The 15,353-nt window shown below is 73.0% G+C and carries 12 protein-coding genes; 3 read left to right on the forward strand and 9 right to left on the reverse strand.

The genetic code is table 11. The features are described 5' to 3' along the window. Both ABT095_RS22525 and ABT095_RS22530 read right to left on the reverse strand, forming a co-directional pair. The coding region (locus ABT095_RS22525; protein ID WP_350531261.1) for a hypothetical protein at positions 1-2,583 on the reverse strand (2,583 nt) is incomplete at its 3' end. A 245-nt stretch (positions 2,584-2,828) separates the two neighbouring features. Beyond that, a complete protein-coding gene (locus ABT095_RS22530; protein ID WP_350531262.1) occupies positions 2,829-3,377 on the reverse strand; it encodes a carboxymuconolactone decarboxylase family protein in 549 nt (182 codons plus the stop codon). 184 nt (positions 3,378-3,561) lie between these two features. Here ABT095_RS22530 and ABT095_RS22535 point away from each other — a divergent pair, with 184 nt between their 5' ends. Next, complete coding sequence (locus tag ABT095_RS22535; protein WP_350531263.1) at positions 3,562-4,146, forward strand: TetR/AcrR family transcriptional regulator; 585 nt, start codon at positions 3,562-3,564, stop codon at positions 4,144-4,146. Positions 4,147-4,150: 4 nt separating this feature from the next. On the opposite strand, the gene ABT095_RS22540 is transcribed toward ABT095_RS22535, so the two are convergent. The 7 genes from ABT095_RS22540 to ABT095_RS22570 form a co-directional block, all read right to left on the reverse strand. Continuing rightward, complete coding sequence (locus tag ABT095_RS22540; protein ID WP_350531264.1) at positions 4,151-5,875, reverse strand: AMP-binding protein; 1,725 nt, start codon at positions 5,873-5,875, stop codon at positions 4,151-4,153. Next, positions 5,872-9,189 carry an FAD/NAD(P)-binding protein gene (locus ABT095_RS22545; protein ID WP_350531265.1) on the reverse strand — a complete coding sequence of 1,106 codons (3,318 nt, stop codon included), beginning with the start codon at positions 9,187-9,189 and terminating at the stop codon, positions 5,872-5,874. The genes ABT095_RS22540 and ABT095_RS22545 overlap by 4 nt, the downstream gene beginning before the upstream one ends. Further along, complete coding sequence (locus ABT095_RS22550; protein WP_350531266.1) at positions 9,186-9,674, reverse strand: cobalamin B12-binding domain-containing protein; 489 nt, start codon at positions 9,672-9,674, stop codon at positions 9,186-9,188. Before ABT095_RS22550 ends, ABT095_RS22545 begins: the two co-directional genes overlap by 4 nt. Positions 9,675-9,760: 86 nt before the next feature. Continuing rightward, positions 9,761-10,177, reverse strand: coding sequence for a cupin domain-containing protein (locus ABT095_RS22555; RefSeq protein ID WP_350531267.1), 417 nt, complete (start codon positions 10,175-10,177; stop codon positions 9,761-9,763). Further along, positions 10,170-11,036 (reverse strand): sulfurtransferase, encoded by an 867-nt coding sequence (locus ABT095_RS22560; RefSeq protein ID WP_350531268.1) that lies wholly within the window; start codon positions 11,034-11,036, stop codon positions 10,170-10,172. Before ABT095_RS22560 ends, ABT095_RS22555 begins: the two co-directional genes overlap by 8 nt. A gap of 56 nt (positions 11,037-11,092) precedes the next feature. Beyond that, positions 11,093-11,647 (reverse strand): HPP family protein, encoded by a 555-nt coding sequence (locus ABT095_RS22565; RefSeq protein ID WP_350531269.1) that lies wholly within the window; start codon positions 11,645-11,647, stop codon positions 11,093-11,095. A gap of 43 nt (positions 11,648-11,690) precedes the next feature. Beyond that, positions 11,691-13,187, reverse strand: a complete 1,497-nt coding sequence (locus tag ABT095_RS22570; RefSeq protein WP_350531270.1) for a vanadium-dependent haloperoxidase — start codon at positions 13,185-13,187, stop codon at positions 11,691-11,693. A 301-nt stretch (positions 13,188-13,488) separates the two neighbouring features. On the opposite strand from ABT095_RS22570, the gene ABT095_RS22575 reads away from it, so the two are divergent. Then, positions 13,489-14,325 (forward strand): AfsR/SARP family transcriptional regulator, encoded by an 837-nt coding sequence (locus tag ABT095_RS22575; protein ID WP_350531271.1) that lies wholly within the window; start codon positions 13,489-13,491, stop codon positions 14,323-14,325. A 183-nt stretch (positions 14,326-14,508) separates the two neighbouring features. Then, positions 14,509-15,297: a VOC family protein gene (locus ABT095_RS22580; RefSeq protein ID WP_350531272.1), complete on the forward strand. Its 789-nt coding sequence runs from the start codon at positions 14,509-14,511 to the stop codon at positions 15,295-15,297. The last annotated feature ends 56 nt before the right edge of the window (positions 15,298-15,353 follow it).

Below are 15,353 nucleotides of genomic sequence, written 5' to 3' on the forward strand. Positions count from 1 at the left end.
GAGGCTGAGGGTGCCCTTGGTGGGGAGCTTGGTGGTGGTGCTGACGCCGATGGCGCTGCGGGTGTCGAGCAGGCGGTTCGGGTCGACGGCGGTGAAGCGGCTGCCCTGGATGCTGTCGCTGTAGTAGCCGAAGACGTCGGCGACGAGGTGGGTGCCGGCCCAGCTGCCGTTGTAGAGGTTGACCTTGCCGTCGGCTCCGACGGGGACGATGACCAGGTTGGGGATGGTCTGTCCGGCGGTCCAGTTGAGGTTGCTGGAGGTGGGGCGGTTGGTGCCGTCGGCCCAGGCGGTGAGGTAGCCGGGGGCGTCGGGCTGGGTGACGGTGATGTTGAGGGCGACGGCCTTGATGCCGGTGGGGATGGTGCCCCGGCCGGCGATCTGGAGGCTGAGGGTGCCCTTGGTGGGGAGCTTGGTGGTGGTGCTGACGCCGATGGCGCTGCGGGTGTCGAGCAGGCGGTTCGGGTCGACGGCGGTGAAGACGTCACCGGCCTGCGGCGCGTACACCGAGAACACGTGGACGCTCTGCTGGGCGTCCCGGTAAGCGAAGGAGCCGCCGAACTTGTCGACCGTCCACGGCGCCCAGTAGCCGTCGGGCCGCAGGTAGGGGCTGACGGTGCTGGTGGTGGCGGTGCCGGTGTGGAAGTCCACGACGCTGGTGGTGCCCGCGCTCTCGTTCCCGTAGAGGGCGAACCCGTTGCCGAGCGCGAAGGCACCGGCCGGGACGGTCAGCTTGGTCTGCCCGGTAGAGTCCTGCACCCCGGTCGGGGCGCCCGAGCCGCAGGACCAGTACAGCCAGTCGGCCGAGGCCTTGAGGTCGGTCAGGGCGCAGCCGCTGCCGGTCTGGAAGGTCCGCTGCTGCTGGGTGGCGAGGTCCGTGACGGCGATCTCGCCGGCGGTGGCGGTCGTCGTGTACAGCACGCCCTTGCCGAGTGCGGCGGGCTTGCGGTCGAAGGCCGGCAGCGCACTTCCGGTGTCCAGGTCGACCACCGTGGCCCGCGGAGCGGAGCCGGTCCAGTCCGGAGTCCCGACGCCCACCAGGGCCCAGTGCCCGAAGGCGTCCACGAGCTGGCTGGCGCCGCCGTCCACGGCCACGGCCGAGGTCGTGCCGTCGGCGCTCATCGTGGCGAGGACGGGGCCGTTCAGCCCCCGGGACGAGTCCCAGATCCGGTCGAGGAGGACGGTGCGGCCGTCACCGGTGCCCAGCAGCTGCTTGCACGCCTGGTTCCCGCAGGTGCCGTAGGAGGACTGGCCGCCCTCCCGGCCCATGAAGCTCCGGTCGCCGGCCGCCGGGGTGCTGCCGAGGGTGAGCTGCTGCCGGTAGAACCCCATGCCCTTGGCGCCGTTGGTCTCGGCGGTGACCAGTGCGCCCTTGGCCAGGCTCAGGCTGTCGATGTCGTAAGCGTCGGGGTTGATCCGGTAGCCGGTGGCCACCGGCGTGGCCGTGCCGGGGGAGAGGCGGCGGACCAGCCAGTCGGTGGAGGACTTGCCGCCCTCGACCAGCACGGAGCCGTCCGGCGCCTGGGCCAGGGTGGCCGCGGCGTACGGCAGCAGCGTGGTCGGCGCGCCGCCGTCCAGCGGGTACGCCTTGACCGTGTTCGTCGCGGTCGCGTTCGGGTCGTACGGGGCGTTGGTCGGAGTGACCGCGACCAGGGTGTCGCCCACCAGGGCGATCGCGCCCGGCTGGTTCGGGTAGCCGAACGTCACGACCTTCTCCGGCGCGGCAAGATCGGTCCGGGAGAGCACGTGCACGTTGCAGTCGTTGCCGACGTAGGCGATCTTGTCCTGGCCGAGCGTCGCGCGGGGCTGGAAGAAGTCCATGCAGCCGGAGACCGCGGGATCGGCGGGCGCCTCGGCGGGGGAGACGGTGACCACTCCCGTGCGGGTGTCCACCAGGCTGATGCGGAACTTGCCGTCCGGGTCGGAGAAGCCGAACGCGGCCGTCGTCGCGTCGCCGCCGATCTGCCGCAGCCTGGCCGGGAAGGTGCCGCCGGGCCAGCCGGTGACCGGGGTGCTGGTGGTGCTGCCGTCGGCAGCGGCCCGGATCACCACCAGGCCGGTGGGCGTGAGACCCGAGCTGTTGGCGTCACCCCGGTCGAGGATCTCGGCCACCGCGGCCTCGCCGTAGGTGCCCTCGAGGCTGTACATCGAATTGGCGGGCGGGGCGGGCGGCCTGAGCACCGTGGTGGCGCCGGTGACCATGTTCTTCAAGGTCCACGGCGGGTTGTTCTGCACGTAGGCGGTGGCGACCAGCGCGGTGTCGGAGCCGGCGCCGTAGCTGTACTGGGTGCGCGGGGTGATGGTGTCGTCCGCGACCTTGACGGTGCCCGAGCCGTCGTACCTGGTCCAGGCGTAGCTGTTGTCCCGCTGCTTGTGCAGGAAGCCCTGCGGGCCGGCGGCGAGCAGTTCCTCGGTCCGTGCCGTGCCCTTCGGCTGGCCCGGGATCACGAGCTCGGGGAGGGTGGCGTCGGCGGTGTGCTTGCCCGCTCCGGCGGCCACCGCCGGAGCGGCCACGGGCAGCAGGGCGAGCCCGAGCGCGGTGGCGATCACCGGGATGCGTCTGCGGACGGCAGACTTCGCGTGCATGAGTGTGTAAACCCCCTGGTCGGCGCCGCTCGACGGGTCGGGGCTCTCGTCGCGGTGCACGACGGCGCGGGCCCGGGCGGCTCTGTGACGCGCTCGGCATGGGGCCGAGCGGAGGGAGCGTAGCACCGCGAGGATCATCTGTTCGAAGGCGTTTCGGCGGCTGTCCGTACTCGTCCTGGTCTGCCCGGGAAACGCCTCTGCCCGCCCCCGGGGGCTGGGGGCGGGCGGAGGGGGTGGGCGGTGCGTCAGGCCAGGTCGTGGGCGTCGACCAGGGGGAAGTCCAGATCGGGCTGGGCGACGTGGTTGAAGTAGTTGGAGAGCACGTTGAGCGCGACGTGGGCGACGATCTCGGCGATCTCGGCGTCGCTGACGCCGGCCGCGCGGGCTGCGGCCAGGGTCTCGTCGGCGATGTCGCCGCCGTCCGTCATGATCTCGTCGGTCAGCTGGAGCACCGCGTTCATGTGCGGGTCGGCGTCGCCGCCCTTGCGGGTGGCGAGCAGCTCCTCCTCGGTCATCTTGGCGATCCGGGCGCCGCGCAGCGAGTGGGCGGAGACGCAGTAGGTGCAGCCGTTCTTCTGGGCGATGAAGAGGGCAAGCTGCTCGCGCTGACGGTCGCTGAAGCTGCCGCCGACGAGCGCCTCCCGCATGGCCAGGTAGCCGCGCAGGGCGGCCGGGCCGTTGGCCATCGAGGCGTACAGGTTGGGGAGCTTGCCGAGCTGCTTCAGGGTGCCCTCAAGGAGTTCCTTCTGCTCCTCGTTGGCGGTCTCGACGGTGAGCTGGGGCAGGCGAGGCATGGGTGTCTCCTTGGATCGTCCTGGGATGGAACTGATCGGTACCGAAAAAAACGGTACCGATCGGTGCCGTCCTGGGCAAGCGGGATCGGACACTTCGTCAGGTCGCGTTCGCGCGGCCGAAACTGGGCAGAATCGGGCAGTTGCAGGCATTCACCAAGGCAGAACCGAGTGGTACCGTTTCGGCATGCCGAGCCATGCCAGAGAACGCCTCCTCGTCGCCGCCGAGCGGCTCTTCTACGAGGAGGGCATCCGTGCGGTCGGGGTCGAGCGGATCCTCTCGGAGTCGGGTGTCGGCCGGGCCTCCTTCTACCGGCACTTCCCCGGCAAGGAGGACTTGGTGGTCGAGGTGCTGCACCGCCGCGACGCCAACTGGCGGTCCTGGCTGGTGGACCGGGTGGAGCGCAGCGGACTCCCCGAGGCCGAGCTGCCGCTCGCGCTGTTCGACGGGCTGGCCGAGCGTTTCGCGGCCGAGGACTTCCGCGGCTGCGCGTTCATCAACACCATGGTCGAGGAGGCGGCGCCGGACAGCGCCGCGCACCTGGTCGCGCACGAGCACAAGGAGCTGGTGATCGCCTACCTGGCCGGGCTGCTGGCCCGCGCGGGGTACCCGGAGCACGATGCGCTGGCGCGCCAGCTCGCGCTGCTGGGTGACGGGGCGATCGTGACCGCCCTGCGCGAGGGCACCCCGGCGGCGGCCGGGCGGGCCCGGTCCGTCGCCGAGGGCCTGCTGCGGGCCGCCGCCCGGCAGCCGCAGCTGGTGGCTCGGTAGCTCCTCACAACAGGCCAAGGCGGCCCGCCAGTTCGGCCCGGCGGACCTTGCCGGAGCGGGTCCGGGGCAGTTCGGCGGTGAAGTCGATCCCGCGCGGTACGAAGATCGGCGCCAGCCGGGCGGCCACCCGGGCCAGCAGCACCTCGCGCAGCTCGGCGCCCTCCTCGGTGCCCGGGGCGGGCACCACCACGGCGTGCGGCACCAGCCCGCCGAGCTCGTCCGGCCGGGGCAGCACGACGGCGTCCGCGACCGCCGGGTGGCTGCGCAGCACGGCCTCGATCTCCACCGGGGAGACCCGGTGGCCGAAGGACTTGAACACGTCGTCGGTGCGCCCGAGCAGCCGGATCGAGCCGTCGGCGCAGCGCTCGCCGCTGTCCCCGGTGCGGTAGAGCCCGTCCGCGAAGGCGGCGGCGGTCTTGGCCCGGTCCTCCGCGTAGCCGGCCATCAGGCCGACCGGGCGCTCGGTGAGGTCCAGGCAGACCTCGCCCGAATCCCCCAGCTCGCCGGTCACCGGATCGCGCAGCACCACCCGGTAGCCGGGCAGCGGGAACCCGAGCGGCGAGAGCGGCTCCGGGCCGCCGGGCGAGCGGCCGATCAGCGCCGTCGCCTCGGTCTGCCCGTAGCCGTCCCGGACCCGCACCCCCCAGGCGGCGGCGATCTTCTCGTTCACCTCGCCGGTCAGCGGCTCCCCGGCGGCGGTGGCCTCGCGCAGCCGTACGCCAGGAGCGGAGCCGAGGTGCGGCAGCAGCGAACGCCAGGCGCTCGGCGGGCCGCAGAAGCTCACCACCGCGTGGTCGGCCAGCACCCCGGGCAGGGCCGGGGCCGGCAGGCCGGAGTCCGGCGGGGCGAGCACGGTGGCCTCGGCGGCCCAGGGCACGAAGAAGCTGGACCAGGAGTGCTTGGCCCAGCCGGGGGCGGAGAGGTTGAGGTGCCGGTCGCCGGGGCGCAGCCCGTTCCAGTAGAGGCTGGAGAGGTGGCCGACGGGGTAGCTGGCGTGGGTGTGCTCGACCAGCTTGGGCAGCGAGGTGGTGCCCGAGGTGAAGTAGCAGAAGGCCGGGTCGGCCGACGGGGTCGGCCGGCCGGGCAGGTACGGGCGCCAGGTGGTGGTGTCCGGGTACGCGGACCAGCCCGGCCGGGCCCCTCCGGTGCTGACCCGCATCCCCGGTACGGGCAACTCGTCCGTCAGCTCGGCGAGTTCGCCGGTGCAGAGCAGGTGCCGGATCCGGCCGCGGGTGATCCGGTCGAGGGCCTCCTCGCGGGTCACGTCCTGGTAGGTGGGTACCACCACGGCGCCCAGCTTGAGGCAGCCGAGCAGGCTCTCCCAGAGCGCCGCCCGGGTGCCGAGCAGGAGCAGCACGCGGTCGCCGCGGGCGACCCCGAGCTCGGCCAGCTCCACCGCCAAGGTGTCGGAGCGCATGGACAGTTCGGCGAAGGTGACCTGCTCGGCCACCGGCACCCGCCCGTCCGGCCCGGGCGCCCCGAGCACCTCCAGGGCCGGCTGCGGGTTCCCGTCGGCGATCACGTCGAACCACTCGAGCGCCCAGTTGAACGACTCGGCCCGGGGCCAGCGGAACTCGGCGCTCGCCGCGGCCGGTTCGCCGCGCAGCCGCAGCAGCAAGTCCCGGGCGGCCCGGTACTCCTGGTGCGCGGCCGTCCGCCGGTGCTCCCAGTACCCGGCGGGCCGGGCGGGCCCCGCCGCCTCGGCGGCGGAGCCCGTCCGCCGGCTCACCGGGCGTTCCCGGCGCTGACCGGATCACCGGCCGCCGGGGCGGCGGAACCCGTGCCGAGCAGGGCCCCGGCGATGGCGTCGGCGTCGCGGGTGAAGGAGCCCCAGGGGCCCGGGCGGCCGCTGCCGACCTGGGTGAACCAGCGGGTGTGCTCGCTCGGGATGCCGATCACGTGCATGGTCCGCTCGATGCGATCGTCCGCCCGGATCGGGTGGAACGGCGCGTCGGTGGAGGCCAGGCCGCCGGTGTTGAAGGCGTGGTCGGACCAGGTGTTGACGAAGGTGCGGATCACGCCGTCCGCCAGCAGGCCGCGCAGCAGCGGATCCTGGCCGACCCGCAGGTCGGTGCTGGGGATGCGCGCGTCCACCAGCACGTCCAGCCGGGTGCGGGAGCTCTCCACCTGCGGCGAGCAGATGGTGAAGCAGCCGTGCTCCTCGTCGGTGCGGAACCGCGCCTGCGGCCCGACCGGGTCGAGGATGCCGGCGTTGACCAGGGCGAGGAACTGCTCCGAGCGCAGCGGCGGCGGGCCGGTGGAGACGAGCGCGGCCACCGGGTTGAACTCGGCCAGGAAGCGCCGGTGCGACTCCGGGCAGAGCCCGCCGAAGTCGACCACCGAGCGGATCGTCTGGCGGACGTCGCGCAGCACGTCGAAGGCGGCCTTGAGCGGTCCCTCGGCGTTGCCGAGCCGGGCCTCGGCGAGGTCGGCGCGCAGCCACTCGGCGAGCGTCTTGCGGAACTCCTCGGGCGAGCCGAACCGCATGCCGCTGAACGGCCGGGCCAGCCGGTTGAGATCGGTGATCAGCGTGGTGTCCACGCAGTACCGGGCGGCCAGTTCGGAGAGCCGGGCGAGCTCCGGCAGTTCGGCGCAGCCCAGTTCGCCGACCGCGCGGGTCACGAAGGCCTGGGCCTCGGCGGCGTTCACCGCGACCTTGATCCTGGTCTCGAGCAGCACCAGGTTGACCTCGGCCATCAGCCAGGGCAGCACCTGCGCGTGGAAGTCGACCGGCCCGCGCTCGCGGACGGCCGCCATCCGGGCGGGGGTGAACAGCCGTGCGCTGTAACGGAAGAGCGGGCCCTTCTGGTTGGCGCCGCGGGTGAGCAGCGGGATGCCGCCGCGCGAGGCGGGCAGGATCCGCGGCTCCTTGCCGCTGGCCACGTACCGCAGCCCGTCGTCGCTGGGCACGAACTTCCCGCCCCGGCCGAGGGTGAGTTCGGCCAGCAGGTCGTAGAAGGTCAGGCCCATGCCGACCACGCCGACGGCGGCGCCCGCCGGGATGTGCGAGAGCGGCATGTCGTTGGCCGAGTCGCCGACGATGTACTGCAGCGGCGGGTGGGCGGCGGCGAAGGCGGCCCGGTTGCGCTGCTCGCAGTCCAGGTCGTTGGTGGGGTGGCCGGTGGCCAGCACCAGGCGGTCGAAGTTCATCACGTCGCCCCGGCTCATCCGCAGCCGGTAGACGCCCTCGGCCGGGTCGGCGAGCCGGTCGGCGGTGAGCACCTGGCCGCGTACCCGGTGCACGGTCAGGCCGGCCGGGAGGGACATCATGATCCGCTCGAAGACGAACGACAGGTACCGCCCGTAGACCACCCGGGGCGCGAAGCCCTCGGGGTCGGCGGTCTCCGGCTCGGTCTGCGCCCACCACTCGGCCAGCGAGGGCCCGGCGCCCGGGCGGGCGGGCCCGCCGTCGCCGTCGCCGGAGAACATGGTGACCTCCTTGGCCGCCGTGTTCATCAGGAAGTGCGGGGACTGGTCCTGCCGCCAGATCCGCCCGGCGCCCGCGTCGTGCGGGTCGATCACGTGCACCGCGACCGGCTGCCGGGGCGGCTGCTCGGCGGCGCGCGCCACCAGGCGCTCGAGCACCGAGAGGCCGCGCGGGCCCATGCCGATCACGGCGATCCGCAGCGGCCGCTGCTCGGCGGCCGGCTGCTGGGCGGGCCGCACCAGCGGCACCACGGTCTCCGAGGCCGTCTCCGCGGCCGGCTCCGAGGAGGCCGCGGCCTCCTGGGCGTCGAAGTCGTGGTCGTCCGCGACGTGCCGCAGCATGGCGGCGAGCCGCGCGGAGGTCAGCGGCACCGTCCGGTTGGAGCTGCTGATCGGCATCGCGCCGACCTCGGCCCAGCGCAGCCGCCCGTCCGAGGTGATGACCCCCCTGGTCGCACCTCGGTTGTCCGGGTGGAGGCAGTACGGCACGTCCAGGACACCCCGGTGGAAGGCCCGCTGGAGCGCGGTGCCGACGTTGTCGGAGAGCGAGAGCACGGCGGTGACCAGGGCCCGGGCCTCCATCAGCACCTCCTCCGCGTCCGGCCGGACGGCCCGCAGCCCGCGCCGCTCCGAGCGGGCCGCGCGCGCGGCCTCGGTGGCCAGCTCGGCGCGGGTGCGGCGGGCCTGGGCGGCGGCGCCGCGCAGCGCGATCAGGTTCTCCTCGACCGTGGGGATGCGGTGCGCCTCCTGCTCGGTCTTGACGATCAGCCGCTCGGCCCCGCCGCGCACGGCCAGTTCGGCGCTGCGGCTGAGCAGCAGCCGGGCGCCGGGGACGGTCCGGGGGAAGACGCCCATGTAGGTGTAGAGCACCAGGTGCCGGTCCACCTCCTTGGGCAGCAGCTCGTCGGCGAGGATGCGCAGCGCGGTGAGCGCCTCGGCGTCCTGCTCGTGGTGGGTCTGCTGGGCGTAGCTGAGCGAGACGCTGCCGATGCCGTGCTGGGCGAAGAAAAGCGCCTCCAGGGCGGAGATCGCGATGAGCAGCGAGGGCGGGCAGAGCTGCCCGAGCATGCAGCCGCCGAAGGTCTCCAGGTGGGCCCGGACGCCGTTGGTACGGCTCTCCTCGGCGAGCAGGCGCACCGAGTCCCGCCAGGCGGCGATCGACTCGGCCAGCGGGGTGCGCCCGTACGGTAAGCAGTACGAGACCGGGCCGCCCTCGCTGGCGCCGAGCCCGGCGGCGGTCATGGTGCGGAAGATGGCCATCGGGTCGGCCGAGCCGTGCCGCACCTGCACCGGTACCTCGCCGGCGCGTGCGGCGACCTCGGCGGCGATCCGCGGGCCGTGGCTGACGATCGGGAAGCCGTTGAGCGGCTGGTTCGCGCGGACGGCGGCGGTGGCCGCCGCGTGGTTGCCGACGCGGGTGTAGCTGTCCAGGGTGATGGTGGCGACGGTGCGCTCCGCCAGCCCGGCCACCGCGGCGACGCCGGCGGCCATCACCTCCGGGCGGGCCATCCCCATCCGGGGCTGGACGACGAGTTCTCCGGCCGCCGCGGCGGCTCGCACGTACGCGCCCAGGTCGGTGACCGGGGCGCGGTGCGTCGCGGAGGGTGCGCGGGTCATGCTGCGACCCGCGCGGGACACGACGTGTCGAGCGTGGCGAGCTTGCCGAGCAGGGCGGCGGGGCCGGTGCCGTCGGCGTGGACTTCGTCGAAGCCGGCCGCGAGCAGGTCGGCGGTGCGCTCCTCGGCGCCCTCGGGCGAGATGCCGAGCAGGCCGCCGATCACCATCGGGATGTCCCGGGTGGCGGCCTCGGCCCGCATCGCCTCGGCGGCGCGCAGGCCGTCCAGGTGGCCGTGGCCGTTGACCGAGCTGAAGACCACCAGGTCGGGCCTGGTCAGCTGGGCGGTGTCGACCAGGAGCTTCTCCGGCACGCACGGGCCCAGGTTGAGCACCGAATGGCCGTGTTCCTCCAGGAAGAGCTGCAGATGGACCAGGTTCCAGGTGTGGGCATCGGACGACCCGGTGGTCAGCAGCACCCGGCGGCCGGTGCCGGTGGTCTCCTGCTGGGCGGGACGCAGCAGTTGCGGGGTGGAGGACTGGGACATGAGGACTCCTCTGAAGGGTTGTGACGGTATGTCAGGGGCGCGGGCCCCCAGAGCACCGCGCCCCTGTTGTGGGAGGGCCGGCGGGATCAGGCCCCGGCGCCGACTCCGGTGGTGATCTGGCCGGGCTCGGGAAGGCGCGCCGAGGCGGGCCGGGCCCGGACGGCGAGCACGGTGCAGCCGGTGGCGCTGGACATCTGGTGCCGGGTGCCCGGCTCCTCGACGACCATGTCGCCGGCCACGAAGCGGCGGCCGTCACTGTGGTCGAGCGTGCCGTCGAGGACGAGCATCAGCTCGTGCCCGAGGTGCTCGTGGAAGTCGCCGTGGGCCCCGGCGGGGAAGCGCAGCAGCAGTGCCGCCGAGTCCTCCCCGGTCGAGGCGTCCGGGCCCCAGAGCACCACGTACTCGACGCCGACCCGGCCGGGCTCCTGCCAGGGCACCCAGGGCAGGTCGGTCATCTCGAAGCCGTTGCGGAAGACGTCGGCGATCACGGTCACCTCAGACATTGCTCGCCTCCGCCGTCCGGACGGCGCCCCAGGGCAGCGGGCCCTTGACCACGGGCGAGCCGATCAGCGAGCCGAACTCCCGCCAGGCACCGTCGTAGTTGGCGACCTTCTCGACCCCGAGCAGCTCGTGCAGCACGAACCAGCTGTGCGCCGAGCGCCAGCCGACCCGGCAGTAGACGATGGTCCGCACGGAGGTGTCCAGACAGCCGTACACCTCCTGCAGCTCCTCCTGCGAGCGGAAGGTGCCGTCCGGGTTGACCGCCGCGTGCCACGGCAGGTGCTGGGCGGAGAGGACGTGGCCGGGGCGCACGCCGATGTCGTCCGGCACCCCGGGGGGAGCGGTGCGCTCGCCCAGGTACTCCTCCAGCGAGCGGACGTCGACCATGTTCAGCTCGCCTATGCCGCCGAGCAGGTCGTCCCGGTAGGCACGGGGCGAGCGGTCCGGGGTGCGGACCGGGTAGTCCACCGGCTCCCGGCGGGGCGACTCGAAGGTCAGCGGCAGGCCCAGGGCCTCCCAGCGGGCCAGGCCGCCGTCGAGCAGCCGGAGTTCGCGGTGCCCGGCCATCCGGAACTGCCAGAACCCGGCGGCGGCCCACCAGTTGCTGTTGCCGCTGTAGAACACCAGGGTGTCGTCCGGCCCGATGCCGTGCTTGCTCGCCAGTGCGGCGAACTCCTCGGGGGTGATCAGATCACGCCGGACGGGGTCCTGCAGGTCCCGCGTCCAGTCGAGGCTGACCGCCCCGGGGATGCGCCCGGCGGCGGTCGGGCCGCCGTCGGTGATCTCGACCAGGACGACGCCCGCGTCCTGGGCGTGCTCCTGGAGCCAGTCGGTACTGACCAGAATCTTGTCGCGGTTCACCGGATCTCCGATTCCTCTCATCGGCTCCGGCCGGGGAGCCCGGCCGGAGCCACCGGTCACCACCAGTAGGTGGGGTACTTGCCGATCGCGCCGATGCGCGAGGCGATCAGGCCCACCAGGATCAGCAGCACGCTGCCGATCGCCAGCAGGGCCAGGAACTTGCCCTCGGCCGGGTGCTGCACGACGACCAGTGCCGCGGTGGCCGCGGCCGGGGCGTGGATCGCCCGGAGCAGGCCCATCACCCCGACCGAGACCCCGGCGGCCACGGCAGCCACCCAGAGCGAGTGTCCGAAGAGGCCGGCGCCGACGAATCCGACGATGGCCGAGCCCAGTTGGCCGAGCAGCACACCACGCGGCTGGGCCGGCGGCAGGCCCGGACTGGCGCAGATGATCATCGCGGTCGCCGCCAGCGGGGCGATCATCAGCAGCTTGCCGGTGGCCTGGCCCAGCGCGACCAGGATCAGCAGCGACACGACGGTGATGAGCGTGCCCAGGATCAGGCCCTTGGCGTTCGGGGCGGGCGGTGAGGAGCCGGCCCAGAGGCTGGTCCGTTGCCCGGCCCCGGGGGTGCTCGCCGGTGCGGACTGCTTGGTGGTGGTCGAGTTGCTCATGGTGTCCTCCTCGCCGGGCGGGGCCCGGCGGCGGGTCGAGGGATCAGCTGTGGCAGCCGCGGAAGTAGCTCTGCGCGACTTGGTACACAACAGCGCCGATCTTGTGGCCCATCTCAAGGCCCGGCTGGTTGTCGAAGCTCCAGTGCATTCCGCCGTAGATGCGGGATATGCCGGCCTGCTCCGCGGCGGCCGTGAAGGTCGGCCAGGTGAGCGTGACGTCCTGAGCGGGCGTCAGCCCGGGCTCGACGGTCGAGGTGCCCGCCTTGAAGGTGTACGAGTCGCCGAAGGTGTCCGAGCCGGTGAAGCGCTTGAGGAACTCGGCGGCGGCCCCCGAGAAGGTGCTGTGGCCCGAGACGGTCGCCGGGAAGCCCGGAACGGCCACGTACGCGCGCCACTTGGAGCCGTCCATGGTGACGGTGCCCTTGCCGGGGCCGCCCCAGGCCTGGATCTGCTGCCCGCGCTGGTCGTAGGGCACCAGGGTGGACGGGCGGGCGAAGTTGTACTGGATCTTGACGGCCCAGGAGCCGTAGGCCGCGTCCGCCTCGGCCATGTTGAGGCCGAAGAAGAGCTTGGCGTCCTCGTCCACGCCGTAGCCGTCCCGGTTGGAGACGTAACGGCCCCACAGCTGCTGGGCGCCGGGCGGGGTGGTGTCGTTGTCCAGCCAGAACTCGGCGATGACCTTCTGCTCGTCGGTGAGGCCCGCGCTGATCGCCACCGTCTCGTTGATCGCGTTGCTGAGCGCCAGCGAGGGGTAGGCCGGGGGAGCCGGGACGGTGAACTGGTCCGGGGAGGTCAGCGCGAACGGCTTGGTGTACGCGAACTGCGGGGTCAGGTAGTGCTGGGTCTGGCCGTTCACGATCAGCGGGGTCCAGTGCTCCGGCTCTACCACCAGGGCCGGGTCGAAGGTGGCGACCGCCTGCGGCGGGTTGACCGGCTGGTAGCCGGTGGTGTCCGCGTAGGGCGGGGTGCCGAGCTGGTTGGCGCCGTCCTGGTGGCGGTAGTCGAGCACCGCCTTGGCGCAGCGCAGGCCGATGTCGGCCGGGCTGCCGGCGGGGGCGCTGGTCTTCGCCGGGTCGTAGCCGAGGCTGGTCATGAACGAGTCGGCGGCCGGGGCCTGCAGCGGGAAGAGGTCCACCAGGGCGGCGTGCGCGGCGTAGCTGATCGCCTCGTTCTTGTTGGCGAGGGTGCGCTCCCACCACGGGCGGCGCAGCGAGCCGCCGAACCGGGTGCCGACGGCGACGTGGTCGTAGCAGGCCCAGGCGTCGTAGATGGCGTTGTGCACGATGGCCAGGGCACGGGCGTTCACGGTGGCCGGGCCGAACACGGCTCCGGCGGCGGCGTACTTCGCGAGGATGGCGTCCATGGCGGCCTCGTTCCACCGCACCACGATGCTCGGGCTGGTGGCGGTGCCCGGACGGCGGCGGCGGGCGGGGTTCTCGGAGGCCCAGGTGGTCGGCGCGGAGAGGGCGAGGGCACCGGCGGCACCCACGGAGGCGGCGAGCATCCGGCGGCGGGACAGCGGGGACGAGGGAAGGGTCATCGGTGTGTTTCCTTCTCGCGAAGTACCAGGTTTGGCCAGGTCTGGCCGACACGCGGAAGGTAGGTGAGGGGACGTTGCACGACCGTTGCAGGCGTATTGCACCGCGTTGCGCCAGGTGACGCGGGAGGGGGCCGGGTGACCGTCTCCGACCGGCTCCGATTCGGGTGCCGGAACCCCCTGGGGCTGGTGGGCAATCAGCTGCTTCTATGTCAGGTGGGTGGCCCCTGCGTTTGCGCTCGCCCGGGGCCCCCGGAGTGATTAGCGTGGGAGGCAGGTGAAGAAGCCGGGGGGAGCACGAGCCATGATCGAACCACTGTCCAGGCCCGCCGGGGGCGGCGAAGCCGTCCGGCTCCAGGGGGAGAGCAACGACGAACCACAGTGCCACCAGGGCGAGTTAGGCCCGCAGCCGACCGTCGAGCTGGAGCTGCTGGGCGGCTTCGCGCTGCGCACGGACGGCCGGGAGCTGCAACCGACCGTCGGTGCACGGCGGTTGCTCGCCCTGCTCGCGGTGGAGCCCAACGGCATGACCAGGTCAAGGGCGGCCGCGGTGCTGTGGCCGCAGCTCGACCCGGCCCGGGCGGGGGCCGCGCTGCGCACCGCGCTGCACCGCCTGCCGGGGGAGCGGGCGCACCTGGTCGACAGCACCCCCGAGCGCTTACGCCTGGCCCCGCACATCACCGTTGACCTGGTCGAACGCCGCGCGGTGGCCGCCCAGTTACTCAATCTGGCGCTGCCGATGGGCGCCGAAGAGCTGAGCCGCGCGATCAGCTGCGAGCTCGGCACCGACCTCCTCGCCGACTGGGAGGAGGACTGGCTCTCGCACCACCAGGTGCGCTGGCGACAGCTGCGGCTGCACGCCCTGGAAGCCCTCTCCGCCCGGCTCTCCGAAGCCGGTTGGGCGGGAGCCGCGGTGGATGCCGCGCTGGTCGCCATCCACTCGGACAACCTGCGCGAGAGCGCCCACGAGACGCTCGTCGCCGCCTATCTCGCGGCCGGCAACCAGATCGCCGCGCACGCCTACCGGATCTCCTACCGCGAGCTGCTCCAGCGCGAGCTGAGCGCCGCCGCCCCTGGCCTGTGGTCCAATCTCCCGGCCGCTCCCGACCGCCCAGGTGGACGCCTCAGACGGTTGAATTGAGCGTGAGCTGACGGAGTAGGGCCGGAGAACTGACATCGTCGGGCACGACCGGTGACTGAGAGTGATCTTCCGGTTCGCTCCGTGTCGCGTGGCGAGCCGGGCCCGGGGCGGTGAAGGTGGGACCTTGGGGGACACCGAACGCCCCGGGCCGGCCGGGGCGAGACCGTACGGGAGAGACCGCAGATGCCTGAAGTGACCGCTGAGCACTACCAGCCCGGCACGCCCTGCTGGATCGACCTGATGGCCCCGGACCAGCAGGCGGCCATCGACTTCTACCGCGACCTGTTCGGCTGGCAGGGCGAGGTCGGCCCGCCGGAGTTCGGCGGGTACGCGGTGTGCACCCTCAACGGCAAGCCGGTGGCCGGGATCATGAAGGCCCAGCCGATGAACGAGGGGGACCCGATGCCCCCGACGGTGTGGACCACCTACCTGGCCAGTGCCGACGCCGACGCCTCCCAGGCCGCCATCACCGCGGCCAGCGGCACCGTGATGTTCCCGGTGATGGACGTCGGCACCACCGGCCGGATGCTGGTGGCCGCCGACCCGACCGGCGCCGTCTTCGGCGTCTGGCAGCCCGTCGACTTCTACGGCGCCCAGGTGGTCAACGAGGCCGGCGCGCTCTGCTGGAACGAGCTGCACACCCCGGACCTGGCCACCGCCGGGGACTTCTACCGCAAGGCCCTGGGCCTGGCCTCCGTCCCGATGGAGGGCATGCACGACTACCACTCGATGAACGTGGGCGACCGCTCGGTCGGCGGCATGACCACCATGGGCGAGCAGGCGCCCCCCGGGACGCCCCCGCACTGGCTGGCCTACTTCGCGGTGGACGACGCCGACAGCGTGGTGGACGCGCTGGTGAAGAGGGGCGGCAACGTCCTGGTCCCGCCGTTCGACATGCCCGCCGGCCGGATGTCCGTGGTCACCGACCCGCAGGGCGCCGTCTTCGCGGTGATCAACCCCGTCCCGATGTAGCCCCCGGCCGGGTTGCTGCGTGTCCTGCCGGTCGGATCGGCCCGGGCCGGTGAGAC

Source organism: Kitasatospora sp. NPDC002227 (assembly GCF_040296285.1).
Lineage (GTDB): Bacteria > Actinomycetota > Actinomycetes > Streptomycetales > Streptomycetaceae > Kitasatospora.

What these genes read in the sequence shown, in the direction of transcription:
- ABT095_RS22555 (WP_350531267.1), bottom strand. Translation starts at nt 10,177, where the DNA reads ATGTCTGAGGTGACCGTGATCGCCGACGTCTTCCGCAACGGCTTCGAG.
- ABT095_RS22545 (WP_350531265.1), bottom strand. Translation starts at nt 9,189, where the DNA reads ATGACCCGCGCACCCTCCGCGACGCACCGCGCCCCGGTCACCGACCTG.
- ABT095_RS22565 (WP_350531269.1), bottom strand. Translation starts at nt 11,647, where the DNA reads ATGAGCAACTCGACCACCACCAAGCAGTCCGCACCGGCGAGCACCCCC.
- ABT095_RS22535 (WP_350531263.1), top strand. Translation starts at nt 3,562, where the DNA reads ATGCCGAGCCATGCCAGAGAACGCCTCCTCGTCGCCGCCGAGCGGCTC.
- ABT095_RS22570 (WP_350531270.1), bottom strand. Translation starts at nt 13,187, where the DNA reads ATGACCCTTCCCTCGTCCCCGCTGTCCCGCCGCCGGATGCTCGCCGCC.
- ABT095_RS22530 (WP_350531262.1), bottom strand. Translation starts at nt 3,377, where the DNA reads ATGCCTCGCCTGCCCCAGCTCACCGTCGAGACCGCCAACGAGGAGCAG.
- ABT095_RS22550 (WP_350531266.1), bottom strand. Translation starts at nt 9,674, where the DNA reads ATGTCCCAGTCCTCCACCCCGCAACTGCTGCGTCCCGCCCAGCAGGAG.
- ABT095_RS22575 (WP_350531271.1), top strand. Translation starts at nt 13,489, where the DNA reads ATGATCGAACCACTGTCCAGGCCCGCCGGGGGCGGCGAAGCCGTCCGG.
- ABT095_RS22580 (WP_350531272.1), top strand. Translation starts at nt 14,509, where the DNA reads ATGCCTGAAGTGACCGCTGAGCACTACCAGCCCGGCACGCCCTGCTGG.